Origin of the sequence: Psychromonas saccharinae (assembly GCF_051201515.1) — a bacterium.
Classification (GTDB): domain Bacteria; phylum Pseudomonadota; class Gammaproteobacteria; order Enterobacterales; family Psychromonadaceae; genus Psychromonas.
This window is the reverse complement of the sequence record NZ_CP195153.1, coordinates 3,340,456-3,365,451: the sequence shown is the minus strand read 5'-3', so window position 1 is coordinate 3,365,451 and position 24,996 is coordinate 3,340,456. Positions and strand designations below refer to the sequence as shown.

The following is a 24,996-nucleotide window of genomic DNA, read 5'->3' as shown; positions in this document are numbered from 1 at the left end:
AATTTAAAACCCAGTTGATAGGGTGAACCTTTAAATGTAATTGTGCGCATAGTGTGTTTCTTTCTTTAATATACCCGTTACCAATCAAGATGCTGATTTCTGCATCTTGAATGGTAACGGGTATCTAATTAAAGGACAAAAAAATCTTCAGCTTCCAGTAAGGCGATAAGTGATATTAATGGTAAACCAACTAAACTATTGGGGTCCTTGCCCGCCAAACTATCAAATAAAGCAATCCCATAACCTTCACTTTTGAAACTTCCAGCACATTGATAGGGTTGCTCTTTATTAAGGTAATTTTTTATCATTGAGTCATTTAATTGTCTGAATTTGACCGTAAATGGTTCTACTAAGGATTGCACATTGCCCGTTACGCTATTGATGAGCGCTAAGCCTGTATAAAAGGTGATACTTTTGTTACTGGCTGCCTTTAATTGCGTAAAGGCGGTTTCAAAATTACCGGGTTTACCAAGAATCATATTATTATTAACGCAAACTTGGTCAGAACCAATCAGTAATGCATTTGGGTATTTGTTCACTAATGCTTGTGCCTTCGCGATGGCTAAACGCTCGACTAATTGAATAGCGGTTTCATTGGGAAGAGGTGTTTCATCGACGAATGGTTTATCGGTAATAAAAGGCACGCGTAATTTTTCTAATAGTTGTTTTCTATAGGGAGAGGTTGATGCTAAAACAAGTTGTTGGGGCATAATTGACTCTGTTATAATATATTATTAAGCCCTTATTTTATGGGGTGAAAAATAAGAAAGCGATAAGTTAATAAAAAAATCGTTATTTCTTTGACTATTTCTTTGACTATATTGACAGCAATCTATATTATTCGCGCCTATGCAAAAGGTTAAATTACCGATTAGCGTTGATCCTGTTCGCGCTGCACAAAAGCATTTGGAGCTAGATGCCCGAATTCCAAAAGCGCTTTTAAGCAGATTAGCAGAGTCAACAATCAGTATCCAATCTGATATCGACACGGTTTTTTCATTTGAAGTTGATCAGCAAAAGTTGAGAATATTTCATGGTAAAGCAAGTGTCGCAGTAGAGCTTCTTTGTCAACGGTGCAATGAACCTATGATTTATCAGTGTGATGCTGAATTTACGTATTGTCCAGTTCATAACCAGGAACAGGAAAATAAATTACCAGACGCCTATGAACCCATTTACTATGATGAAAATGGAGAGGTAAATCTTCATCAGGTTGTAGAAGATGAGTTGATTTTAACACTTCCGCAAATTGCTAAACATGCAATTGAGGATTGTAAAATCAATGACTTCGAACTTACCTTTGGTGAAATTGATGAAGAAGAACAGCGTCCCAACCCATTTGATGCTCTAGCTCAGCTAAAGCGCAAGTAACAAGCAGGAATTTTTAAAATGGCTGTACAAAAAAGTCGTAAAACTCGTTCAAAACGCGGCATGCGTCGTTCACATGATGCATTAACTGCTCCAGCTCAACTTACTGTTGATGCTACGTCAGGTGAAACTCACCGTCGTCATCACGTTACTGCTGATGGCTTCTATAAAGGCAAGCAAGTAATCGAAAAGTAAGTAATTGCTTTGCGTAAATTCACAATTGCGCTTGATGCCATGGGGGGCGATCTCGGCCCCCATATTCCTCTTTTAGCTGCCACAAAATCACTTCAGTTATATTCAGAGTTATCACTTATCGTTGTTGGTGATCAGGCTCAATTACTCCCTTTGCTTAAAAAACATCATCTTTTTGATCATCCTCGTTTGCAATTTATTCATGCTGATAATTTTGTTGCGATGGAAGATAACCCCGTTTATGTATTACGCCATGTTTCAGGCACATCTATGCATGTTGCTTTAGATCTTGTTGCAAAGGGGAAAGCTGATGCCTGCGTGAGTGCTGGTAATACTGGCGCATTAATGTTATTAGCAAAACACACCCTTAAAATGCTACCTGGTATTTCTCGTCCCGCATTAGTTTCTGGCTTACCAAATAATGCCTCTGGACACACCTATTTACTTGATTTAGGTGCTAATTTACAGTGTGATAGCGAAGCATTATTTAATTTCGCAATAATGGGATGCGTGTTGTGTGAAAAAGTTGAACAGATAAAAACACCTTCCGTCGCGTTATTGAATGTTGGTAAAGAAAGTAATAAAGGTTCCGATGTTATTAAACAGTGTGCGGGATTACTCGATGAGACAAAACATTTAAATTATACAGGGTTTGTTGAAGCGAATGAGCTTTTTTCTGGTGTGGCAGATGTCATTGTGACCGATGGTTTTAGTGGCAATATTGCTTTGAAAAGTTATGAAGGAATGGGACTGGTATTTCTCGAGCAATTAAATAAAGCGATTAATGTCAATATTTATAGCAAATTACTCGGTAAATTATTGAATCCAATTTTAAAAAAGCAACTAAAACATTTGCATCCAGATATGTATAATGGAGCAAGTTTGATTGGTTTACGCGGTATTGTTGTTAAAAGTCATGGGGGTGCAAACGAAGTTGCATTTACTTATGCTATTGAACAAGCCATAAAAGAGATCCAGTGGCAGATTCCAACTTGTATTTCCAGCAAGTTAGAAGCTGTTTTATTAGAGCGAGATTGTTTAGCACATGAATAGCAAAATTATAGGTACTGGTAGCTATTTACCAGCAGCGATACGTACGAACGATGATTTGGAAAAAATGGTTGATACTAGTGATGAATGGATCACAACGCGTACAGGTATCAAAGAACGTCGCATCGCTAACGAACAAGAAACAATTGCCTTTATGGGTAAAGAAGCTGGCTTAAAAGCATTAGAGGCAGCAAATATTAATGCTGAAGATTTAGATTTGATTATTGTCGGAACAACGAGTAATCAAAACGCATTCCCCTCAGCGGCCTGTGAAGTGCAAAATTTATTGGGCATTTATGATATCCCAGCTTTTGATGTTTCTGCAGCCTGTGCTGGTTTTACCTATGCATTGAGTGTGGCTGATACATTTATTAAAGCAGGCAGTGCTAAAAATGTTTTAGTGATCGGTGCCGATGCCTTAGCAAACACCTGTGATCCAGAGGATCGTAGCACTATTATTATATTTGGTGACGGTGCTGGTGCAGCTGTTCTAACAGCTTCGGAAGATGAAGGTATTTTATCTACACATATGAATGCAGATGGTCGTTTTGCGGATTTATTAAAATTGCCTAATGCCAAGCGTGGCAATGCAGATACAGTGAACGATGCATATATGTATATGGCTGGTAATGAAGTATTTAAAGTTGCAGTTAAAAAGTTGAGTCAAGTTGTAGTTGACACATTAGCGGCTAATAATATTGAAAAAGAACAACTAGATTGGTTAGTGCCGCATCAAGCCAATGTTCGTATTATTACAGCAACAGCTAAAAAGCTTCACCTGCCTATGGAACAAGTTATTGTTACCCTTGATAAACACGGCAATACATCTGCTGCTTCGGTTCCACTTGCACTTGATGAGGGTGTTCGTAGTGGAAAGATTAAACCAGGACAATTAGTCTTGTTAGAAGCATTCGGTGGCGGTTTTACCTGGGGTAGTGCACTCGTTCGTATGTAATTATTAAGTCGCTACTTAGTTCGTCTTTATTTAGACAGTAAACAGCTTAACCCTAAGCATTTACTGTCTATTTTGTTATAAAGGCAGTGGTTTTTAGCTACGATTAAGTAGAAACAGCATTAAATAAATAAACCATTAGGAAATATAAAAATGACAAACTTTACATTTGCCTTTCCAGGACAAGGTTCACAAAGTGTGGCAATGTTAGCCAACCTTGCTGAAACATTTCCTGTTGTTATTGATACCTATCAAGAAGCAAGCGATGCATTAGGTTATGATCTATGGGAGCTTGTACAACAAGGCCCTGCTGAAGCTTTAAATCAGACCGATAAAACTCAACCTGCATTATTAGCGGCGTCTGTCGCTATTTGGCGTGTTTGGGCACAACAAGGCGGCGAAAAGCCATCGGTTGTTGCTGGGCATAGCTTAGGTGAATATTCTGCGTTAGTTTGTGCAGGTGTGATTGATTTTAAAGATGCAGTAAAGTTAGTTGAGTTACGTGGACAGCTAATGCAGCAAGCCGTACCGGCTGGTGTTGGTGCTATGTATGCCATTATTGGTCTTGATGATGCAGCAATTGCTGAAGCTTGTGAAAAAGCGGCGGAAGGCGAAGTCGTTTCTCCGGTTAACTTTAATTCACCTGGTCAAGTTGTTATTGCTGGTAATAAAGCTGCCGTTGAACGTGCTGGTGTTTTATGTAAAGAAGCTGGTGCTAAACGTGCATTGCCTTTACCCGTTTCTGTACCATCACATTGTGCATTAATGAAACCTGCGGCAGATAAGCTAGCAATTGCATTACAGGATATTGAATTTAAAACACCTGAAATTGCGGTGATTAATAATGTGGATGTTGTTGCTGAAACAAATGCTGAAAAAATTAAAGATGCGTTAGTTCGTCAATTATTTTGTCCAGTACGTTGGACTGAGATTGTGACTAAAATGGCTGCAGATGGCATTTCACTACAGATTGAAGCAGGCCCAGGTAAAGTATTAAGTGGTTTGGTGCGTCGTATTGATAAAAGCTTTAAGGCTCAAGCGATTAACGATACTGCGACACTTGAAGCAGCATTAGCTGCTGTAAAAGGAGAATAATAGTGAGTATGAAAGATAAAGTTGTATTAGTAACAGGCGCAAGTCGCGGTATCGGACGTGCTATCGCTGAAAATTTTGCTGAATTAGGTGCAACGGTACTTGGTACTGCAACGAGTGAAAGCGGTGCTAATGCAATTAGTGATTACCTAGGCGATTCTGGTAAAGGTTTTGTATTAAACGTCACAGAAAATGACTCCATTGCTGCACTTTTTGATGCGATTAAAGCACAATACGGTGTTGTTGATGTGCTAGTTAATAATGCTGGGATTACGCGTGATAACTTATTGATGCGTATGAAGGATGATGAATGGAGCGACATCATTGAAACTAATTTAACTCCTATTTTCAAAATGAGTAAAGCTGCTTTGCGTCCGATGATGAAAAAGCGTGCTGGTCGCATTATTAATATTGGTTCAGTTGTTGGTACAATGGGAAATGCAGGCCAAACTAACTATGCAGCGGCTAAAGCAGGTGTAATTGGTTTTACTAAATCAATGGCACGTGAAGTAGCAAGTCGTGGTATTACGGTTAATACAGTTGCACCTGGTTTCATTGAAACTGATATGACGAAAGCATTGACAGATGAGCAACGTGCCTCTACTTTATCAGCAGTACCAGCCGGTCGTTTAGGCTTACCAAAAGAGATTGCTGCAACCGTAGTATTTTTAGCATCTGAAGGTGCTGCGTACATTAATGGCGAGACCATTCATGTAAATGGTGGTATGTATATGGTGTAGGTTTTCACCTAACCATAAAAAAGAGTTGGAATTTAATGCCTTTTTGATTAAAATCCGTTTATACCTAGTCTAACTGTTACAGAAGACTTGAAAATTAAGTGCGATAGCTTAAACTAGCGCCATTAACGCAATAGCGTATTCACAAAGGAAAATAAAAATGAGCAATATCGAAGAACGCGTAAAGAACATCATCGTTGAGCAACTTGGTGTTCAACTAGACGAAGTTAAAAACGAAGCTTCTTTCGTTGACGATCTAGGTGCTGATTCTCTAGATACAGTTGAGCTTGTAATGGCTCTTGAAGAAGAGTTCGATACAGAAATCCCTGATGAAGAAGCTGAGAAAATCACTACTGTTCAATCAGCAATCGATTACGTTGTTAACAACGGTTAATCATTCATCTTTGAATGAGAAATGAATTTTTAAAGGCGGTCTTCTGACCGCCTTTTGTTTTTTATTAGAGTTAGACTACCTAAGTGCTTATTGTAAAGAATGATGAAGTTTAGTTAGTCTAATTAAATTAATCCTAATTAGGAGAAGTTAAAGTGTCAAAACGTCGTGTTGTAGTTACTGGTTTAGGAATGTTGACCCCGGTTGGGAATACAGTAAATGAATCATGGGAAGCTGTTCAATCAGGAAAAAGTGGAATTTCAAATATTGAACACTTTGATGCTGAAAAATTTGCGACTAGATTCGCAGGTCTTGTGAAAGACTTTAATGCTGAAGATTACATGCCTCGTAAAGATGCGCGTAAAATGGATGCATTTATTCAATATGGTGTTGCTGCTGCGGAGCAGGCATTTACTGATTCTGGATTAGTTGTTAACGATGAAAATGCTGAACGTATTGGTGTGGCGATTGGTTCTGGTATTGGTGGTATTTCAACAATTGAAACTAATGTGCATAATTTTGAGAAAAGTGGTCCACGTAAAATTAGCCCATTCTTTGTACCTGCCACAATTATCAATATGATCTCTGGTCATGTTTCAATTAATAAAGGATTGAAAGGACCTAACATCGCTGTAACGACTGCTTGTACAACAGGTACGCATAGTATTGGTCTTGCTGCACGTATGATTCAATATGGTGACGCTGACGTAATGTTCGCTGGTGGTGCTGAAAAAGCATCTAGCCAACTAGGTATGGGCGGGTTTGCTGCTGCACGCGCATTATCAACACGTAATGATTCACCTGAAACAGCAAGTCGTCCGTGGGATGAATCACGTGATGGTTTTGTATTGGGTGATGGAGCGGGTGTTCTTGTGCTTGAAGAGTATGAGCATGCGAAAGCGCGTGGCGCGAAAATTTACGCTGAATTCTCTGGTTTTGGGATGAGTGGCGATGCATATCATATGACTGCGCCACCAGAAAGTGGTGCTGGCGCTGCATTATCAATGAAAAATGCAATTAAAGATGCCAAAATTAATGCAACTGATATTCAGTACATTAATGCTCACGGTACATCAACGCCAACGGGTGATATTGCTGAAACCCAAGCCGTTAAAACTATTTGGGGCGATGCGGCTAATAGCGTGATGATGAGTTCAACTAAATCAATGACGGGGCATTTATTAGGTGCTGCGGGTGCGATTGAAGCTATTTTTAGCGTATTAGCATTACGTGATCAAGTTGCACCACCTACGATTAATCTTGAAAATCCAAGTGAAGGATGTGATTTAGATTACGTTACCGATGGTAAAGCACGTCCAGCACATCTTGAATACGTACTTTCAAATTCATTTGGATTTGGTGGCACAAATGGTACGTTGATCTTTAAACGTATCTAGTTTTCATCTAAGTTGTTAAAATAAAGCCCGATCCCAAGATCGGGTTTTTTATGCTTAAAAGAAAAATTATGCTAATTAATGGAATACCAACAACTCAAATTTCAGCAACAGATCGAGGTTTAGCCTATGGCGACGGGCTTTTTTCAACCATCAAAGTTAAAAATGGACGAGCGTGTCTTTGGGAATTCCATCTAAAACGCCTTAAACTGGGTGCACAAGTGTTGTTTTTTCCACCCATTAATTGGACTGCATTAACCAATGAAGTTGTCTTATTAGCTCAAACGCTGGCGAATAAATCCGATGCGGTGATAAAAATCATCCTTACCCGTGGTTCAGGTGGAAGAGGCTATAGCATTCAAGGGTGTAACGCGCCTCAGCGTATCCTATCAAGCCATGATTTCCCTGCTTTTTATAAACAATGGCAAGCGCAGGGGATTGATATTATTTTGTGTCGACAACAATTAGCAATTAATCCTCAATTAGCCGGATTAAAAACCTTAAATCGCTTAGAGCAAGTTCTAATTAAACGTGAACTTGAGAGTCAACAAGCTATCGAAGGGATCGTATGTGATACAAATGGTAATGTTATTGAAGCCTGCAGCGCTAATGTCTTTGTTTATTTAAATAATCAATGGTGCACACCTAAACTTGACGGTTGTGGAGTAAAAGGGGTTAAGCGCCGACAAATAATGGAATCTGCATTATTGGCAAATATATCCATTATAGAAACACAACTAAGCGTTGATGATTTATTGAAGGCTGATGCAGTGTTTTTATCTAATGCATTAATGGGTATTGTTCCTGTTAAGAAATGCCAGTCACATGAATATTCAATGGATTCTTTTGCACTTATAGCGCAAATAAAAACAATGTTAATCGAGGGATAATGTAAATATGTTTAAGAAAGCAGGTATCTTTTTTCTGATTGTGATTATTGCAATTACTGTGAGTTATGTTGTTGTTCAGCAGAAAGTTGAAAATTATTTAACGACTCCTCGTATTGAAAATACAATGATGTTTACCGTGAATCCCGGTAGTAATTTTGCACGTTTGGGAAAAGGTTTTGTTGATCAAAATATTGTTGAAACATCTTATTGGTGGAAATTAGTGGGTAAAATCCATCCTGAACTAACTCATATTAAGACGGGTACCTATGAGTTCCAAAAAGGGTTTAGTTTAAATGATATTTTGTTAATGCTAAATCAAGGGGTTGAACATCAATTTAAAGTTACTTTTGTTGAGGGAAGTACCTTTAAAGAATGGATCGAGATTCTTAAAAATGCTGAATATTTAAATACTTTAAATAAGAGTGAAGCTGAAATACTAGAGCAGCTAGGCAGTAAAGAGTCAAAATTAGAAGGCTTGTTATTACCTGAAACGTATCATTACCGAGCCAATATGTCTGCGTTCGACATTATTAATAAAGCCTATGCACATCAGCAACGAGTCGTTGAAAAACTATGGGCTGAACGGGATAAAGATTTACCGTTAAAAACACCCTATGAAGCGTTGATATTGGCATCAATTATTGAAAAAGAAAGTGGTCTAAGTGCGGATCGCGATAAAATTTCATCGGTATTTGTTAATAGATTACGTATTGGAATGCGTTTACAGACAGATCCAACGGTTATTTATGGTATGGGCGATAAATATAATGGTCGTATTCGTAGTCGCGATCTACGAGAGGCGACGGCATATAATACCTATCGTATTAATGGGTTACCACCAACACCGATTTGTATGCCAAGTGAAGCCGCATTGTACGCTGCTTTACATCCAGCTAAGACTAAATACCTGTATTTTGTGAGTAAAGGTGACGGTAGTTCTTATTTTTCTAAAAATTTGGTTGAGCATAATCGCGCGGTCAATAAATATATTTTAGGAAAATAAATAATAGTGTGTATATTGAGTTGATAGCGATTGGTTAATTGTTATCGTCTCGATATATTTTCTGCGAATGAAACCCTACTATTTGTATGATTAAAAAGTAAGCTATAACAAAAGAAATGATCCATCAGCATTCTCTCTTATTTATTTCTTTGCTCTTCAAATCTTAAAATCAATAAAACAAACCTTGTTAATTCTAAATATTTGATCTTGGTTGAAATGTTTGTATTTAAAATGTGATCGATCTTACAGCTTGGCTTGGAAACCCTTTTTTTTATCTTTTGGCAACTTACTATGCTTATGTATGACAATATTACATAACTTGAGAGATTTAAAAATGAAGAAATTACATATTATCGCTAGTTCAATATTACTTACCTTACCTGTTGCGGTGTTAGCCGATGTTGCTAATAATGGCGTATCTTATCCAGTTCCCGCTGATAAGTTTGATATGACTCATTGGAAAATTACGATTCCGGCGGATATTAACCAAGATGGGCGCGTTGATGAAATTGAAGGCGTGGCAATGATGAGCTATTCGCATGAAGATTTCTTTCATCTAGATAAAGACGGTAACATGGTCTTTGAAGTACAAAACAAAGCCGTGACCACTAAGAATTCAAAAAATGCACGTTCTGAATTACGTGAAATGCCACGTGGTGCTAATTTCTCCATCGATACATCAGACCCAATGAATAACTGGTCGCTTTCAAGTCATCCTAATGCTGAAAATTACAGCTCAGTTGGTGGAACACTAGAAGCAACACTATGGGTAAATCATATCTCTGAACATGCTAAATACCCCGGCAGAAATGCTGCTCACTCGGTGGTTGTTGGTCAAATTCATGCTAAAAAACATAATGAATTAATTGAAGCAAAAACTGGATTTGGGCACGGTAATGAGCCATTGAAAATTTTCTTCAAAAAATTCCCTGGGCAACAATACGGTTCAGTTTTTTGGAACTATGAGCGCAATTTAGCGAAGAAAGATCCAAATCGTGCTGATATCGCTTATCCAGTTTGGGGGAATACATGGGAAAATCATACAGAACCGGGTGAAGCGGGTATCGCATTAGGCGAAGAATTTAGTTACAAAGTAAATGTTGAAGGTACTATCATGCATTTGACCTTTGAAACCGCAAGACACAAAACAGTTAAATATGATATCGATCTAAGTAAAGGTATTGATGATAAAGATTCTGCAACTGGTTATGCAGAAGATGATTTCTATTACAAAGCGGGTGCTTATGGACAGTGTAGCGTGAATGACACTCACCCAATTTGGGGACCTGGTTGTGCCGGTACTGGTGATTTTAAAACAGATAAGAAAAATGGCGATTACAATAGTGTGACTTTCTCTGCATTAAAACTTAATGGGAAATAATTAAGTTATACCAATATCTATTTAGTATTGTTGAAATATGTGGCTTTTGAAATCTGATTCGGTTTTAAAAGCCATATTCATTGTTGTTCTTACTTCATCCACTTCTTTTATTGTTTGAGTTTTATATTATTGCCGCTAGGTAGCAAGCGTTATTATTCCTGTGATAATGTGCTTTTATGCCGGTAATGCATTTGCAGTTCACCATGGCTAGGGATTAATCAAGCTCAATAAATGCTAAGTTGTTTTTTTCCACGGATGGTAAAAGATGGTTAACAATAGGAGATGAAATCATGAAGGTTGCTGTCGAAAGGTTACATGCCGTCGGAACATCGTAAAGCAGTAAAAGTTTTAAAAGATCGCCTATGTCGGTATTTTGTGGCTTTCTTTGCAGAGGATCTATCAATAATATAATTAAATCAATTTTACCTTCTGTGATCATTTCACCTAATTGTTGTTCTTCAGTTATAGCGTCTGATTTCAGTTTTATGATGTCGAAATTTTTGGTGCTTGTATCATTTAGTTTATTGTTAATCACCTTTCCAATTAAATCACCCATTGGTTTAGTTGAAATCAGTTTGTAACCTATTAATACACTATAATGGCATTCAATCCATTCTAATAAATCGTGTTTTCTATTATGTTGAGCGATCAAAGCAATTCGTCTTAATTTTTCCATTTAAAACTCCTTTTAATAAACGTACATAAAAATTAAAAGCTTAATTTATCCAAATAAAAAATCTCGCGTATAAATGTCATTATTTAATGAAGTATTCATTATTAGACGCTAACGGTTAACAAATGGCAATGGTTTTAATTGAAGTAATAAAGTCCTCTTAAACTCTCCTGCTAAATATTTAACAGGAAATTTTTTCGTTAACATGGTTTTATAGTAATCAAATATTGTGATTAGGTTGTTCTGTTCGCTTTTTTATTGATCTGACTTTATTAAGATGTTTTTGATTTGAAACGTTTTATCTCGTCTATGTGCTTGCTGCTTTTATCGCGTAATGGATTTATCAAAGAGGAATATTGAATGACTGTAACAGTGGTAAGAATTGTGCCATCAATACGCATTAAGAATAAGCGGGGTATTATGAATATCACACTTTGTCACCTTATTTAATTTTAAGTATGAAATAGGGGGGATGTAGTTTATTTATGAATTAGGATAGTTTTTATATTGAAAGGGTTAGTTATGCGAGATTATCTATCACTTTCAGTCGGGGAGTTTTAAAACTTAATAATCCAAATAAAATAAAAAGGGCGATCACCATTCGGTTATCACCCTAAAAATATCAATTAATTATTTTATCGATAATTTATTAGATGGTTGCTATATAAGCTTCCATATCTGTTTTTAAGTTATCAGATTTAGTACCAAAGATAGCTTGAACACCGTTACCAGAAACAACGACACCGGCAGCTCCAAGTTGTTTTAGTTCGTCTTTATTAACAAGGTTAATATCTTTAACCGTGATACGAAGGCGTGTAATACAGGCATCTAAGTTTTCGATGTTTTGTTTACCACCAAATGCAGCGACTAGGTTTTTAGACATATCAGAAGCATTTAGTTTTACGCTTTCTGTTGCTTCTTCATCTTCGCGCCCAGGTGTTTTAAGGTCGAGTGCTTTAATCATAATGCGGAATACTGAGTAATAAATAACTGCATAAACAAGACCAACAATGACTAGCAATACCATTTTCTGTGCGTTAGCTGAAAGTACAAGGAAGTCGATTAAACCGTGTGAGAATGAAGTACCATGTACGATACCTAACATATTAGTCACAACAAATGCAGAGCCAGCTAATAGCGCATGTACTGCATATAGAACAGGTGCTACAAATAAGAATGCAAATTCAATCGGTTCAGTAATACCGGTTAAGAAAGACGTTAATGCAGCAGATAACATAATACCCATTACTTTAGCGCGATTTTCTGGTTTAGCTGAGTGTGCGATTGCAATTGCAGCAGCAGGTAAACCGAACATTTTAAACATGTAACCACCAGCTAATTGACCAAAGCCATTTCCTGCAGCACGTGTTGCGTCGTCAGCTGAAAGGTAACAAGTTAATACACCGTTTAATTGTTCGCCCGCTGCATTTACACATGAACCTGCTTCAAAGAAGAAAGGAACATTCCAGATATGGTGTAAACCAAATGGAATTAATGAACGTTCAACAACACCGTAAATACCAAATGCCAATGTTGGGTTTTGGTTTGCTGCCCAATGAGAGAAACTTGCAATTGCAGAGCCGACTGGAGGCCATACTACAGATAAGATTGCGCCCATAATAATGGCAACCAGACCTGTCATAATCGGTACGGCACGTTTACCAGCAAAGAAACCTAAATATTCTGGTAGTGTAATAGTGTAAAAACGATTAAACATTGCAGCTGCAATACCACCGGCTACGATACCGCCTAATACACCTGTGTTTGCACCAGGTGCAAGTACTTCGATAGTTTTCATCATGATAAAGTAACCAACTGCAGCAGCGAGGCCAGCAACACCATCATTTTTAGTAAAACCAAGTGCAACACCGATAGCAAATAGTAAGGCCATATTACCGAAAACAGCACCACCAGCTTGTTCCATTAGGAGTGAGATGACATCTGGTAATATAGAAAATTTAGCCGCACCCACACCGAGTAAAATACCCGCTATTGGTAATACTGATACTGGAAGCATTAATGACTTCCCAACTTTTTGTAGGTTTCCGAATATATTCATAATATATCTCCATATGGATAGGTGGTTAGTATGTAAAACAATCACTTTGCTTAAATCTATACGGTAAAGTAAATCGATTCGCATTTGATAAAAGGAGTATATAGAAGGTGATTTATTCTTTTTGTCGAACCGGTCAAGTTGGTCATTAAGTTACAATTGTTAACTCGCAGTAAGGTATTGTTACACTCTGTTACATAGCGGTTTTATGAGTGGTTTATTTTGTGACTTTGTCGATTTTTTATCGATAATTGAGCCGTTGCTGTTTCCTTTCACTTCACTGTTAAATGCGTATAATTAGCTGCACATAAATAATAGGGAAGTCTTAGATGTCTGCGTTTAAAAAATTAGCCGGTAAATTTATTGTGATTGAAGGTTTAGAAGGGGCAGGTAAAAGCACCGCAATTTCCTATATTAATAAATGGCTTGCATCCAAAGGTATTCTCAGTGATAACGTGGTTTATACACGTGAACCGGGCGGCACTGCCTTAGCAGAAAGAATCAGAGATATTGTCAAAATGGAAGTGCAGGGTGAAGTACTGCAAGATAAAGCTGAATTGTTATTAATGTATGCAGCTCGGGTGCAATTAGTTGAGCATATCATCAAGCCAGCCTTAGCCGATAATCGTGTCGTGGTTGGTGATCGTCATAATTACTCTTCACTTGCTTATCAAGGTGGTGGACGAGGGATTGACTTGCAATTGATTGAAGATATTAAACAAGTGTCTCTTGGGGATTTTAAAGCGGATTTAACTATTTATATTGATATTGATCCCGCCCTAGGGTTAAGTCGAGCAAGAGGGCGCGGAGAATTGGACCGTATTGAAAAACAAGCCATTGGTTTTTTTGAACGTACTCGCCATGTTTTTCTCGAGTTAGTGGCGAGTGATGATAATGCTTTTAGTCTCGATGGCAGTGAATCACCCGCGCAGGTAGAAAAAGCAATATTTAAACTGTTAGATAATTGGTTAGCGAGCCTTAAATAAGATGAATGATGAGACAAACGATCATTTAAAGTCAGTTTCAACGCCCTGGTTAACACCAACATTTCAGCAAGTGATAAATAGTTATCAGGGGGGGAGGCTTTCACATGGTTTACTGTTTACGGGTAGCCTTGGGCTTGGTAAATATAAGTTAGCCAAAAATATTGCTCAGTATTTATTATGTTCTGATAAACAAGCAAACGGGCCCTGTTTACACTGCCATTCCTGTAATTTGTTTTTGGCGAATAACCATTTAGATTTTCATTTGTTACAAAGTGAATCAGATAAAGCGATTGGGATTGAACAAATACGTGGATTGATTGAAATTATCAATGAACGGCCTAACCTTGGTGATAATAAAGTCGTATTAATTAAAAATGCAGCGCAATTAACAACGGCAGCTGCAAATGCATTATTAAAAACATTAGAAGAGCCACAGGGAAATACTTATCTTATTTTATTAGCTCGTACACATCATCAATTATTACCGACGATGTTAAGTCGTGTTCAGCACACCCACCTTCACACTCCTTCAGATGAATTACTATTAAGTTGGTTAGCTGAATTAGGGTTTATTCTTGAAGACAAAGGGGTGTTAAGGCTATTTCAAAACAGTCCATTAGCTTTACTGAATCATCTTAAAGTCGCGCCTGAAGCACAGGGGCAAGACGAACGAGTTACCTGTATTGAAGGGGTATTTTCACTACTTAATCAACCTGAAACCTTGTTTGATTTTAGTCGTTTTCTTGCAGAGTCCGTCGAAGGGCGTTTGCAATTATTGTTTTATATGCTGCACGATATTCATAAATTAAAACTATCACCAGAAACAATCAGCGATGATGTGGTTTTTGGATTTGCCTTGCCGCAATTACAAATCTGGCAGCAGCAGCTTCCATTACGGAGTTTGCGTTATTTATGCACCGAGTTATTACATACGCGCACATTATTACTTGAGAATAGATCGCTTAAAAAAGAACTATTGATTAACGCGTTATTGATAAAAATAAAAAATGAATTTAAGGAAGTTTGAATATGTTAGTAGATTCACACTGTCATTTAGACCGATTAGACTATGAAACAAGACATCAAGATTTAGCCGATGTGGTAAATAAAGCACAGCAACAGGGCATTGAGTATCTATTAAGTGTGTGTGTGACATTGAAAGATTACCCTGCAATGTCGGAACTGGTAAAACCATTTAATCAAATTTTTTCATCCTGTGGTGTACATCCTCTCTATGAAGAAGCGCTTGATGAAGCATTATTATTGGAATATGCACAGGATGATAAAGTCGTTGCTGTTGGTGAAACTGGATTAGATTTTTTCTATTCACCAGAAACAAAAGACAAGCAAATGGATTCGTTTCGTCGCCAAATTCGTATTGCGAAAAAAGTGAATAAACCATTAATTGTGCATACCCGCCAAGCACGTGAAGAAACGTTGCGTATTTTACGTGAAGAAGGCGCTGAGCAGGTTGGCGGCGTATTGCATTGCTTTACTGAATCATTAGAGATGGCGGAAGCGGCGATGGAGCTTGGCTTCTTTATTTCAGTATCAGGTATTGTTACCTTTAAAAATTCGAAAGAGTTGCAAGCGGTGATTAAAGCGATTCCACTGTCGCGCTTATTAGTTGAAACCGATTCACCTTATCTTGCCCCAGTACCGCATCGTGGTAAAGAAAATGAGCCTGCTTATACTCGAAATGTGGCTGCATTTGTGGCTGAACTTAAAGGAATTTCAATACAGGAACTTGAAGCGGTAACAACGGCAAACTTTTTCAAACTATTTGGTTTTGCTCAACAATAACCAACACGCTTATTGTGAATGTTATTTATGCCAAGCTGATTAAAGCTTGGCATTGTGGTGGTTATTCATCGGAGATATTAATCGACGTTAAGTATTTTACTTCTTCCATAACGACATAAGTACGAGAGTCTTTGATATCTGGGAGTTTTAATAATGTTTGGCTAAGTACTTTACGATAAGCCGACATATTGGCAACACGGGTTTTTAATAAATAATCAAAGTCGCCAGAAACTAAATGGCACTCTAAAATTTCATCTAATTCATTTGCTGCTTGATTAAAGCGTTCAAATACATCTGCGCTAGTTCGATTCAGGCTTATTTCGATATAAACTAATAAAGAAGCGTCCAAATGTTCAGGATCAAGTAGTGCAGTATAAGATTTAATGACTCCACTTTTTTCTAGGCGTTTTACTCTTTCCAAACAAGGTGTCGGGCTTAGTCCTACTCTTTTAGAAAGTTCAACATTTGAAATCCGGCCATTATGTTGCAATGCACGTAATATATTACGATCAATTTTATCGAGAGATATCAATTTCTTATTCCTATTATTGCTGTTATATACTCAAGCTCTGAATTTTTATATTGAAATAGTTTGGGTATACATAATTCCATTAATTATTTTTTTGGGTGAATATTGTTCGTTTGTTTACCTATTTTGATGATTATACAACGCATCTGTTTTTAATTTATTACAGTGCATCAAGTAGATTACAAAATACACTGATATAAAGTCAAAACATAATAGTCTTATTGTATCATTTAAGTGTGTTTTTTAGTGTTATTACGTTATTTCGCGTGTTACAGCGTAAAAATCAGTATTTAATAGTAAAAATTACCATTTAATAGGATAAATATCTTTGTTATTTTAATGCCTCTATTTTACCGGTTCGATTTTTACCTTATATCGTGCAAGTTGCTTTTTAACTTGCTGTTTTTTACCTAAATGGCAATAAGTTTAATTACAGTGCCGGTGATGCCAATGACGCGGTGACCTTTTGTTGTGCAAGCTTGTCAATTAACCCGCCCAATATAGCTAGACCTTCTAAAATTTTATCACTATGAATGGCTGAAAATCCTAATCTAATGTAATTTTTGGGTGCATCTTCCTCTATAAAAAGTGAATCACCTGATTCCACCAGTATGCCATTATCAGCAGCGATGGCTAATAATGCCTTACTTGTGACATGTTCAGGTAAACCTATCCAAAAACAAAAACTGCCTGCGGTTGATTGAATATGGCAATTTTTAATATACAGAGAAATTCCTTCTTGCATTAATCGCCATTTCTCTTCGTAGGTACGACGCATTCGTCTAACGTGACTGTCATAATAACCTTGGCTGATAAACAGTGCCGTTGTACGTTGATTATTTGAAGGTGGGTGACGATAATGAAAGTGACGCAGCTTGCGTAGTTCGTGTACCAGTTCTTTATCTGCAACAAGGTAACCAATACGAATGCCAGGTGTTAGTGATTTAGATAAACTACCCACATAAATAACACGTCCATGTTGATCGAAACTTTTTAATGCGGGAAGAGGTTCTTCAATAAAGTTAACTTCACTTTCATAATCATCTTCGATAACAACAAAGTTATCTTGATAAGCTTGTTCTAACAGTGCTTTACGTCTATTTACATCCATCGTTACGGTTGTTGGGTATTGATGGCTTGGGGTTACAAACACATAATTACACCCCTTAAGTTGCTCACCGAGTTGAACTCCGCCTTGATCGACTTTAAGTGGCTTCACTGGGCTGCCGCATAGCGAAATAATATGTCTTAATTCAACGTACCCAGGATTTTCAATGCCAAAGGTGACGTCTTTATCGGCTAATAAAGTCGATAGTAAATACAGTGAATTTTGAGTACCAAGGGTAATTAGCACTTCATCTGATTGAGCGACAATACCGCGCTTAGACAAAATTTGATGACGGATTTGAGCGATTAACTCTGGGTCATCCATATCGATAAAGCCTTCCACCCATTCATGTAATTTCCCTCTACTTTCAGCAATACGAGAGCATTCTCGCCATTGATAAAGTGGAAAGTCATTAACGTTAATATGGCCATAAATAAAGGGATAAGGGTTTTTAATCCAGTTTTTATCTTTGTTGAGGGACGTGAACTCGCTTGGTTTTGCTTGCATTCTCTTGCACCAATTTGGTTTTCTGGAGCTCGCTATTGGCTCGGAGTGCACTAAATTGATGCTTGATTCGAATGCTAAATCTGGGTGAACAAAAAATCCGCTACGTTTACGGGCAATTAAATATCCCTCATCGACCAAGCTTTCATAAACAAGCACAATGGTATTTCTGGATACGCCAATCATTTGCGCCATCTTTCGCCCAGAGGGGAGAGGCTTATCGCCAAAGGTGTCTTGCTTTATTAGTTGAACTAATTTTTCTCTGATTTGTTGCTGAAAACTGCTGTTGTCATGCAGTTCAATATTTATTAAAAAATCAGTCATTAGATTACCAACATAAAAAAGAGTGGAGCAAAAATTGCTTTGTTGAACGTAAAGGCATTGCAACAACTTAATACCTTAGTAAAGCAAAATCTAAGCCAAGGTGATATTTGAAAATATAACGGGGAAGTAAAATATTAAGTCAATCACAATGGACTGTTAAATTTAAGAAACTGGCTCTATCTCTTATTTCTGACACCACGTAGTTTTAATAGGGACAGCAACCTAACCTAAGAAAGGAATTTCAAGATGAAAATTTTTACTCCAACTAAAATTATGGCCACGATGGCCGCTATGGTCTTTGCTTCAAGTGTCTCTGCAAAAGATGTAACAATCGGCTATATGGGCATGTTTAACCCTTGGAAGCATGCGATTAATGAAAAATTAGTCGAGAAAGCAACTGGCTATGATATTAAATGGCGTCGTTTTGATTCTGGTGCAAAGGTAATTTCAGCCATGGCATCTGGTTCTATCGATATTGCAAGTGCAGGTTCTAGCCCAATTGCAGCAGCGGTAAGTCGTGGCGTAGAAATAGAAGTGGTTTGGATTTTGGAAAACATCGCAGATGCTGAAGCATTAGTGGTTCGCAACGACGCTGGTATTTCTTCACCTTCAGATCTGAAAGGTAAGCGCTTAGCAGTACCCTTTGTTTCGACAACTCACTTCCATACGTTGTTTGCTTTAGAGCAGTTTGGTCTAAGTGAAAAAGACGTTAAATTAATTAATATGCAACCAAATAATATTGTTGCTGCGTGGCAACGTGGTGATATTGATGGTGCATTCATCTGGGATCCCGCTCTAGGTAAAATCAAAAAAGATGGTCATGTCTTGATCACCTCTAAAACATTAAGTAGTTGGGGAAAACCGACCTTTGATGGACTCGTTGCCACTAAAAGCTTTGGTGAAGAAAACCCTGAGTTTATGGCGAAAATGATCAAAGTAGCATCGGATTTAGACGAAGAATACCGTGCACAAAAAGACACCATTAGCCCTGAAACTCCGATGGCAAAATCAATTGCCAAAATAACGGGTGGCGATGTTAATACCGTTGCTGAAGTTTTATCTTTGTATGATTTCCCAAGCATTGATGCGCAAATGTCATGCGAATGGTTGGGGTGTGGCTTAGAAGGTGGTGCAGCTAAATCACTTAAATCAACTTCTGAATTTCTTAAAACAGAAAAGAAAATTAACGATTTAATGCCTGATTACAGTGTCTTTATCAATCCTGAATATGCAGTTGCTGCAAGCAAGTTGTAAACATTAATTAAGTCCAGTTATCAGTAAAGGAGTTCTATGATGAACACATTAAAAATTCGAGACGTATCCGTCGTTTATCCTAGCTCGGAAGGCAGTGGCCCAGTTACCGCTCTATCAAATGTCAATTTAACGATGGAGCAAGGAGACTTGGTTGTTGCATTAGGTGCTTCAGGTTGTGGTAAGACCTCCTTACTCAATTTGATAGCTGGATTTATACGGCCTACGGATGGATATTTAACCCTAGGTAATAGCAAAGTTGATGGTTATCCACGTGTGCTGTGTGGGAAAGATATTGGCGATGAAGTTGTTGGGCCAGATGCTGACCGTGGCGTTGTGTTTCAAAAGCATGCTCTATTGCCTTGGCTTGATGTCGTTGAAAATACTGAGTTTGGTTTAAAACTTCAAGGTGTCGATAAAGCAGAACGTCGTGAACGTGCGATTGAATATCTAAAATTAGTTGGATTAGAAGATTTCCACCATCATAAAATTTATCAATTATCGGGTGGGATGCAGCAACGTGTTGGTATTGCAAGGGCGTTGACTAACGACCCTAAAATGCTATTGCTTGATGAACCCCTTGGTGCATTGGATGCATTGACTCGTGAATCATTGCAGGAGTTGCTACTCGATGTGTGGTGTAAAACCAATAAAATGATGTTTTTTATTACCCATAGTGTTGACGAAGCCTTATTGCTAGCAACGCGATTAATCGTTATGTCGCCACGACCAGGCAGGATTACTCATCAATTTGATTTAGATTTTAATCGACAGTTTTTAGATAGTCGAGATGCTCGAAAAGTGAAATCTAGTCCGGAGTTTATTGCAATGCGTAAACAAATTTTATCGATTATTCATGGCGATGAGCAATCTGCAGCCTAAGGAAATATTATGAGTACAAATACAATCGCAACGAACTTAAATGAAAGTACTAAACCAGATCCTAAAGCTGCAGCTAAGACGAAGAGTGAACCCGTTGAACAGGTTGATGTAGCAGCACCGACTTCATCATCTTTTACTGCTAAAATTAAACAGTTTTTCGCTCCGCGTGTTGTACCTACGGGTGAGTATTTTGGCACCCCCGGCGCAGGCGATAGTCGATTAATTAGTTTATTTTCAACATTATTTTTTCTCGCATTGTGGGCCTTTGTGACAGAAGCTGGATTGATTAAGCCGATCTTTTTACCCTCGCCCTTTGATGTGGTTGCACGACTTGGTGATGTGATTACCGATGGTTTTGCCGGTGCCACTTTGATCGAACATCTAAATGCCAGTTTAACGCGTATTTTTGGTGCATTCTTCCTGGCTGCTATTATTGGTGTGCCATTGGGGATTGCTATCGGTTGTAACCGAGTGATGCGTGGTATTTTTGATCCGTTGATTGAGTTTTATCGTCCATTGCCTCCATTGGCTTATTTACCACTTGTTATCATTTGGATGGGGATCGATGAATCAAGTAAAATAACACTTATTTTCCTCGCGATGTTAGCGCCGATTGTATTAAGTGCTCGGGCAGGCGTCGCTTCGGTTCGCCTTGAGCAAATTCAAGTTGCTTACTCGATGGGGGCAACACCGTGGCAAGTGGTTACACAGGTCATTAGCCGTGGTGCGATGCCTGATATTATGACAGGTATGCGTATTGCAATTGGTTTTGGTTGGACAACCTTGGTTGCTGCCGAAATGGTTGCTGCTGAACGAGGTATTGGTTTTATGGTGCTTAATGCTTCAGAATTCCTTGTGACCGATGTTGTTATTGCAGGTATATTTGTGATTGGTATTATTGCCTACTGTTTTGATTTATTTATGCGCTACCTAGAGACAAAATTAATACCTTGGAAAGGGTATAACTAACTTTTAAGCATTAATTTTAATAAGCCCGGTATTGTTATTACAGTATCGGGCTTTTTGCTTTTAAGGGGAACTTGATTTTAATATAGTGCGCTGATTATCCTAGATATTTTGTAATTTAACCCATTAAATTCAACTTTATCATCATCTCGAAAGCGAGGAGCAGGTAGGGCGTTTAGTTATTAATTTAAGGACAAATACGTATCCTTTTACCAATACACATTTGTTCGTTACTGCTAGCCAGAACAAGATAGCAACCGTTTATATTAATTTGCACCTCGAACTAAACTATTTCCTATGCGAACTGTAGAGCCTATATTTAATGAAATTGGTGTTACGAGATATCAAACGCGGAACAAATAAGGGGGCAGGATATTTTTTAGACTTTACTCAGAGAGAAGAAAGGTGGGGAGTGCCTTGTATGAATTACTTTATACAAGGGCTTATACCCATTACCCTTTGGGTCACTCGCTCATGCGTTGTAACCTTGATAAGGACCCGTCCTTGATATCATATTACGCCTTATCTTGGCATCCTAGCGAGTGACTGATAAATGCACATTGATTGGTAATGGGTATATATTAAGACATTAAAATAAAGGAAGAATTAATTATTCCTAGTGTTGCAACAATCATCATAACTGGTAGTGCAAAGCTTTTTAAAGATTGTGGTGGCTTTTTCTTAAATAAAACTTGCCCATATTGAACGGCAATAATAGTCGGAAGTATTAAAATTAAAACTCCCTTTAGCACAGTGCTATCGACAGTACCGCCAATAATCAGCGTACAAATCGCAAGCAATTCACTCGTGATAAAAAATAAAATCATCGTGGCACGTTGAGTTGTCGTGTTTAAGCCGCTTGATAGCATGTAATAAACAATCATCGGGCCACCAACAGATGCACTCGCTGTACCTGCACCCGATGCTAAACCAAAGCCAATTTTAGTTTTTAATTTTTTCGGGTTGAAGGGATTAAATTCTGATAATAACAACAGCGATAAACCTAGAATGCAAATGCAAATGAGTAATTTAAGTATCTCTGCGGGAATTAATTGCAAAATACAATAACCAATAGGAATCCCCAATATAGCGCCAAATATTAATTTTTTTAATGTATCGATATCTGCTTGTTGGCGAGCCATTTTAAATAAATTGATGCTGCAGATTAAATCTAATGATAATACGAGGGCAACACTTTGTTGAGGTGTTAATACTAGGTTTAATCCAACCACTGCAATTGCGGCAAATCCAAATCCGCTAAAGCCACGTACAATACCGGCAAAGATCACGACCGGAATTGTTAACCAAATTTGCTCCATTTTAGCTCCTTTTCTGTTAAATTATTAGACGATAGTTTGATTATTACAACATCGTCTAGAGGTGGTTAGAGCCAATTAAATCCATCGTTAGTTCCACCGGCTTTTTGATATTAATGGCAGTTAATATTGTTTATATTTATTGGTTCTATTTATTCATTATATTGGGACTATAGGCGGGAATTATCCTAGGTTAATGTGCTCTTATACCCATTGAAACTTATGATTAATAGGATAAAGTGGTAGTCTTCAACTTGATTGGTAATAGAGGTATTATAATATCTCGCAACGGATTTAATCTGCGAGTTTTTCTTGGTTAACGATAATATTCTTACGGTAAGTTTTGGGAAAATATAACATTTAAAAGGAATAATAAAATGACAGAACAGCAGCAACTCCCTATTGTTTTAATTACTGGTGCAACGGCGGGGTTTGGATTGGCAACCGCTAAGAAATTTGCTAAACATGGTTACCCGATTATTATCACAGGACGTAGAGAAGAACGTCTAATTGCATTAAAAGAAGCGCTTACACCGTTAACGAAAGTGCATTATGCAACGTTAGATGTGCGTGATAGTGAAGCCGTTGAAGCATTTACTCAGGCATTACCTGACGATTTTAAAAATGTCGCAATTTTAGTAAATAATGCCGGGCTTGCATTAGGGACTGAGCCGGCAGATAAAGCTGCACTTAGCGATTGGCATACCATGATTGATACCAACGTAACCGGGTTGGTGAACGTTACTCATGCATTATTACCTGCATTACGCGCTCAACCAAGTTCAACCATTATCAATTTAGCCAGTATTGCAGGCAACTGGCCGTACCCTGGTAGTCATGTTTATGGTGCGAGTAAAGCGTTTGTTGCTCAATTTTCTCGTAATTTGCGTTGTGATTTTGCTGGCACGGGTATTCGTGTCACGAGTCTTGAGCCGGGTATGGCTGAAAGTGAATTTAGTCTTGTTCGATTTAAAGGCGATGAAGATAAATATAAACAAGTTTATAGTGGTATGACGGCGTTACAGTCAGAGGATATTGCCGATATTATTTTCTGGATTGCCGAGCAACCTGCGCATATTAATATTAATAGTTTAGAAGTTATGCCAACTTCTCAAGCATGGGATAACTTTAAGGTGGTTAGAAAATAATCGCAAATTATTCACCTCAAGGAATGTTATTTTTTGAGGTGAATTTTCTTATTTTAGTACATTATCGTTTTTAGGAAATTAACATGTCATTGGAAGGTGCTCTTACTTTTTTTCTCGCTATTTTTATTTTTGGTATTACCCCAGGGCCCGGTGTATTTGCCATTTTATCAAGAGCATTGGTATCGGGTTCAAAAAGTTGTGTTGCGTTGGTGATTGGCATGGTGTGCAGCGATCTGATTTATTTAATTCTTGCTTGTTTTGGTCTTGCGACCATTGCAGAGCATTACGGCGAAGTGTTTTTGGCCATACGCTATATTGGTGCGGCTTATCTTATTTATCTCGGTTATAAAATGTTTCGCGCGATACCGGAAACCAAAGCAGCCATAGAAAATGGCACCGTTAGTCATCATTACACTCTAGTGGGAAGTTGGCTTCAGGGATTTTTAATTTCAGCATCGAACCCTAAAGTGATTCTTTTTTATATCGCTTTTTTACCGACCTTTGTGGATTTAACCGTGCTGAGAATGGAAGATATTACTTTAGTTGCGGTATTGGCAGCTATCGCGTTAACATCGGGGCTGATGTTAATTGCTTATGGCGCAGCTCGTGCTGCTCGGTTATTAAAAACACCGGTTGCACAAATTAGATTAAATAAAGGCGCAGGGAGCATTATGTTTCTTGCTGGTACATATTTAGCTGTGAGCCGGTAACTAATTCATTTCATACTTATGTATTTAACTTAAGTAAAGCAGAAAAGAATTAAAATCATTAAAAAATTCACCACAGAGGACACCGAGTTAAAAGAGAAAGACACAAAACGAGTAATAATTAGTTTATAACGTATTGTTTAGTCTTTTCTCCATGAAGCGCATAGCGCCTCTGTTAATGAATGCGAACCGAAACTCAATTTTGCAGTCACATGAAGTATGCGTGGCAGAGCCTTTAAGCTTTTTACAAAAACAGCCTGAGTAATCTACAAAAGCATGATTCATTATTATTA

The 24,996-nt window shown here is 37.8% G+C and carries 24 protein-coding genes and 1 pseudogene; 19 read left to right on the top strand and 6 right to left on the bottom strand.

Annotation, left to right across the window (positions count from 1 at the left end; all coding sequences use genetic code 11):
• Positions 1-128: 128 nt before the first annotated feature.
• The gene (locus ACR30L_RS15110; protein ID WP_435235074.1) at positions 129-710 is read right to left on the bottom strand and encodes a Maf family protein; all 582 of its coding nucleotides are present in this window, start codon (positions 708-710) and stop codon (positions 129-131) included.
• 139 nt (positions 711-849) lie between these two features.
• On the opposite strand from ACR30L_RS15110, the gene yceD reads away from it, so the two are divergent.
• From yceD to ACR30L_RS15055, 11 genes are all read left to right on the top strand, one after another.
• Positions 850-1,371, top strand: a complete 522-nt coding sequence (yceD, locus tag ACR30L_RS15105) for a 23S rRNA accumulation protein YceD (RefSeq protein WP_435235073.1) — start codon at positions 850-852, stop codon at positions 1,369-1,371.
• Between the two features lie 18 nt (positions 1,372-1,389).
• Positions 1,390-1,563 carry a 50S ribosomal protein L32 gene (gene rpmF / locus ACR30L_RS15100; protein ID WP_435235072.1) on the top strand — a complete coding sequence of 58 codons (174 nt, stop codon included), beginning with the start codon at positions 1,390-1,392 and terminating at the stop codon, positions 1,561-1,563.
• A gap of 9 nt (positions 1,564-1,572) precedes the next feature.
• Positions 1,573-2,613 (top strand): phosphate acyltransferase PlsX, encoded by a 1,041-nt coding sequence (plsX, locus tag ACR30L_RS15095; RefSeq protein ID WP_435235071.1) that lies wholly within the window; start codon positions 1,573-1,575, stop codon positions 2,611-2,613.
• Entirely contained in the window at positions 2,606-3,565 is a 960-nt protein-coding gene (locus tag ACR30L_RS15090; protein ID WP_435235070.1) for a beta-ketoacyl-ACP synthase III, read from the top strand. The genes plsX and ACR30L_RS15090 overlap by 8 nt, the downstream gene beginning before the upstream one ends.
• Positions 3,566-3,715: 150 nt before the next feature.
• Positions 3,716-4,657 carry an ACP S-malonyltransferase gene (gene fabD / locus ACR30L_RS15085; RefSeq protein ID WP_435235069.1) on the top strand — a complete coding sequence of 314 codons (942 nt, stop codon included), beginning with the start codon at positions 3,716-3,718 and terminating at the stop codon, positions 4,655-4,657.
• Positions 4,658-4,665: 8 nt separating this feature from the next.
• Complete coding sequence (fabG, locus tag ACR30L_RS15080; protein WP_435237919.1) at positions 4,666-5,394, top strand: 3-oxoacyl-ACP reductase FabG; 729 nt, start codon at positions 4,666-4,668, stop codon at positions 5,392-5,394.
• A gap of 157 nt (positions 5,395-5,551) precedes the next feature.
• Positions 5,552-5,785: an acyl carrier protein gene (gene acpP / locus ACR30L_RS15075; protein ID WP_435235068.1), complete on the top strand. Its 234-nt coding sequence runs from the start codon at positions 5,552-5,554 to the stop codon at positions 5,783-5,785.
• Positions 5,786-5,937: 152 nt separating this feature from the next.
• Positions 5,938-7,179: a beta-ketoacyl-ACP synthase II gene (gene fabF, locus ACR30L_RS15070; RefSeq protein WP_435235067.1), complete on the top strand. Its 1,242-nt coding sequence runs from the start codon at positions 5,938-5,940 to the stop codon at positions 7,177-7,179.
• 50 nt (positions 7,180-7,229) lie between these two features.
• A complete protein-coding gene (gene pabC / locus ACR30L_RS15065; protein WP_435235066.1) occupies positions 7,230-8,066 on the top strand; it encodes an aminodeoxychorismate lyase in 837 nt (278 codons plus the stop codon).
• Positions 8,067-8,073: 7 nt separating this feature from the next.
• Positions 8,074-9,069, top strand: coding sequence for an endolytic transglycosylase MltG (gene mltG / locus ACR30L_RS15060; protein WP_435235065.1), 996 nt, complete (start codon positions 8,074-8,076; stop codon positions 9,067-9,069).
• A gap of 334 nt (positions 9,070-9,403) precedes the next feature.
• Positions 9,404-10,450, top strand: a complete 1,047-nt coding sequence (locus tag ACR30L_RS15055) for a polysaccharide lyase family 7 protein (RefSeq protein WP_435235064.1) — start codon at positions 9,404-9,406, stop codon at positions 10,448-10,450.
• Positions 10,451-10,664: 214 nt separating this feature from the next.
• Here ACR30L_RS15055 and ACR30L_RS15050 read toward each other — a convergent pair whose 3' ends face one another.
• Together ACR30L_RS15050 and ptsG are read right to left on the bottom strand one after the other, a co-directional pair.
• The gene (locus tag ACR30L_RS15050; protein WP_435235063.1) at positions 10,665-11,126 is read right to left on the bottom strand and encodes a methylglyoxal synthase; all 462 of its coding nucleotides are present in this window, start codon (positions 11,124-11,126) and stop codon (positions 10,665-10,667) included.
• Positions 11,127-11,772: 646 nt separating this feature from the next.
• The gene (gene ptsG / locus ACR30L_RS15045; protein WP_435235062.1) at positions 11,773-13,182 is read right to left on the bottom strand and encodes a PTS glucose transporter subunit IIBC; all 1,410 of its coding nucleotides are present in this window, start codon (positions 13,180-13,182) and stop codon (positions 11,773-11,775) included.
• 326 nt (positions 13,183-13,508) lie between these two features.
• Here ptsG and tmk point away from each other — a divergent pair, with 326 nt between their 5' ends.
• Genes tmk through ACR30L_RS15030 form a run of 3 tightly spaced genes read left to right on the top strand, consistent with a single transcriptional unit; the run spans position 13,509 to position 15,968 of the window.
• On the top strand, positions 13,509-14,165 hold the full coding sequence (tmk, locus tag ACR30L_RS15040; protein ID WP_435235061.1) for a dTMP kinase: 657 nt from the start codon (positions 13,509-13,511) through the stop codon (positions 14,163-14,165).
• 1 nt (position 14,166) lies between these two features.
• Positions 14,167-15,192: a DNA polymerase III subunit delta' C-terminal domain-containing protein gene (locus ACR30L_RS15035; RefSeq protein WP_435235060.1), complete on the top strand. Its 1,026-nt coding sequence runs from the start codon at positions 14,167-14,169 to the stop codon at positions 15,190-15,192.
• Between the two features lie 2 nt (positions 15,193-15,194).
• Positions 15,195-15,968 carry a TatD family hydrolase gene (locus ACR30L_RS15030; RefSeq protein ID WP_435235059.1) on the top strand — a complete coding sequence of 258 codons (774 nt, stop codon included), beginning with the start codon at positions 15,195-15,197 and terminating at the stop codon, positions 15,966-15,968.
• 61 nt (positions 15,969-16,029) lie between these two features.
• On the opposite strand, the pseudogene lrp reads toward ACR30L_RS15030, so the two are convergent.
• Positions 16,030-16,515, bottom strand: a pseudogene (gene lrp / locus ACR30L_RS15025) (leucine-responsive transcriptional regulator Lrp); the annotation flags it as partial.
• A 412-nt stretch (positions 16,516-16,927) separates the two neighbouring features.
• A complete protein-coding gene (locus ACR30L_RS15020) occupies positions 16,928-18,433 on the bottom strand; it encodes a PLP-dependent aminotransferase family protein (RefSeq protein ID WP_435235058.1) in 1,506 nt (501 codons plus the stop codon).
• 246 nt (positions 18,434-18,679) lie between these two features.
• Between ACR30L_RS15020 and tauA the strand changes: the two genes are divergently transcribed.
• Genes tauA through ACR30L_RS15005 form a run of 3 tightly spaced genes read left to right on the top strand, consistent with a single transcriptional unit; the run spans position 18,680 to position 21,535 of the window.
• Positions 18,680-19,687, top strand: coding sequence for a taurine ABC transporter substrate-binding protein (gene tauA, locus ACR30L_RS15015; RefSeq protein ID WP_435235057.1), 1,008 nt, complete (start codon positions 18,680-18,682; stop codon positions 19,685-19,687).
• A gap of 36 nt (positions 19,688-19,723) precedes the next feature.
• Positions 19,724-20,566, top strand: coding sequence for a taurine ABC transporter ATP-binding protein (locus ACR30L_RS15010; protein WP_435235056.1), 843 nt, complete (start codon positions 19,724-19,726; stop codon positions 20,564-20,566).
• 9 nt (positions 20,567-20,575) lie between these two features.
• Positions 20,576-21,535 carry an ABC transporter permease subunit gene (locus ACR30L_RS15005; protein WP_435235055.1) on the top strand — a complete coding sequence of 320 codons (960 nt, stop codon included), beginning with the start codon at positions 20,576-20,578 and terminating at the stop codon, positions 21,533-21,535.
• Between the two features lie 578 nt (positions 21,536-22,113).
• Here ACR30L_RS15005 and ACR30L_RS15000 read toward each other — a convergent pair.
• Entirely contained in the window at positions 22,114-22,851 is a 738-nt protein-coding gene (locus ACR30L_RS15000; RefSeq protein ID WP_435235054.1) for a sulfite exporter TauE/SafE family protein, read from the bottom strand.
• A gap of 374 nt (positions 22,852-23,225) precedes the next feature.
• Between ACR30L_RS15000 and ACR30L_RS14995 the strand changes: the two genes are divergently transcribed.
• Entirely contained in the window at positions 23,226-23,996 is a 771-nt protein-coding gene (locus tag ACR30L_RS14995; protein WP_435235053.1) for an SDR family NAD(P)-dependent oxidoreductase, read from the top strand.
• Positions 23,997-24,079: 83 nt separating this feature from the next.
• Positions 24,080-24,706, top strand: coding sequence for a LysE family translocator (locus ACR30L_RS14990; RefSeq protein WP_435235052.1), 627 nt, complete (start codon positions 24,080-24,082; stop codon positions 24,704-24,706).
• The last annotated feature ends 290 nt before the right edge of the window (positions 24,707-24,996 follow it).

Coding starts and splice junctions, on each gene's coding strand:
- fabG (WP_435237919.1), top strand. CDS start 4,666: ATGAAAGATAAAGTTGTATTAGTAACAGGCGCAAGTCGCGGTATCGGA.
- ACR30L_RS15050 (WP_435235063.1), bottom strand. CDS start 11,126: ATGGAAAAATTAAGACGAATTGCTTTGATCGCTCAACATAATAGAAAA.
- mltG (WP_435235065.1), top strand. CDS start 8,074: ATGTTTAAGAAAGCAGGTATCTTTTTTCTGATTGTGATTATTGCAATT.
- ACR30L_RS15090 (WP_435235070.1), top strand. CDS start 2,606: ATGAATAGCAAAATTATAGGTACTGGTAGCTATTTACCAGCAGCGATA.
- ACR30L_RS15020 (WP_435235058.1), bottom strand. CDS start 18,433: ATGACTGATTTTTTAATAAATATTGAACTGCATGACAACAGCAGTTTT.
- acpP (WP_435235068.1), top strand. CDS start 5,552: ATGAGCAATATCGAAGAACGCGTAAAGAACATCATCGTTGAGCAACTT.
- ACR30L_RS15005 (WP_435235055.1), top strand. CDS start 20,576: ATGAGTACAAATACAATCGCAACGAACTTAAATGAAAGTACTAAACCA.
- ACR30L_RS15055 (WP_435235064.1), top strand. CDS start 9,404: ATGAAGAAATTACATATTATCGCTAGTTCAATATTACTTACCTTACCT.
- fabD (WP_435235069.1), top strand. CDS start 3,716: ATGACAAACTTTACATTTGCCTTTCCAGGACAAGGTTCACAAAGTGTG.
- tauA (WP_435235057.1), top strand. CDS start 18,680: ATGAAAATTTTTACTCCAACTAAAATTATGGCCACGATGGCCGCTATG.
- yceD (WP_435235073.1), top strand. CDS start 850: ATGCAAAAGGTTAAATTACCGATTAGCGTTGATCCTGTTCGCGCTGCA.
- tmk (WP_435235061.1), top strand. CDS start 13,509: ATGTCTGCGTTTAAAAAATTAGCCGGTAAATTTATTGTGATTGAAGGT.
- ACR30L_RS15010 (WP_435235056.1), top strand. CDS start 19,724: ATGATGAACACATTAAAAATTCGAGACGTATCCGTCGTTTATCCTAGC.
- ACR30L_RS15000 (WP_435235054.1), bottom strand. CDS start 22,851: ATGGAGCAAATTTGGTTAACAATTCCGGTCGTGATCTTTGCCGGTATT.
- ACR30L_RS15110 (WP_435235074.1), bottom strand. CDS start 710: ATGCCCCAACAACTTGTTTTAGCATCAACCTCTCCCTATAGAAAACAA.
- ptsG (WP_435235062.1), bottom strand. CDS start 13,182: ATGAATATATTCGGAAACCTACAAAAAGTTGGGAAGTCATTAATGCTT.
- ACR30L_RS15030 (WP_435235059.1), top strand. CDS start 15,195: ATGTTAGTAGATTCACACTGTCATTTAGACCGATTAGACTATGAAACA.
- rpmF (WP_435235072.1), top strand. CDS start 1,390: ATGGCTGTACAAAAAAGTCGTAAAACTCGTTCAAAACGCGGCATGCGT.
- ACR30L_RS14990 (WP_435235052.1), top strand. CDS start 24,080: ATGTCATTGGAAGGTGCTCTTACTTTTTTTCTCGCTATTTTTATTTTT.
- pabC (WP_435235066.1), top strand. CDS start 7,230: ATGCTTAAAAGAAAAATTATGCTAATTAATGGAATACCAACAACTCAA.
- ACR30L_RS14995 (WP_435235053.1), top strand. CDS start 23,226: ATGACAGAACAGCAGCAACTCCCTATTGTTTTAATTACTGGTGCAACG.
- ACR30L_RS15035 (WP_435235060.1), top strand. CDS start 14,167: ATGAATGATGAGACAAACGATCATTTAAAGTCAGTTTCAACGCCCTGG.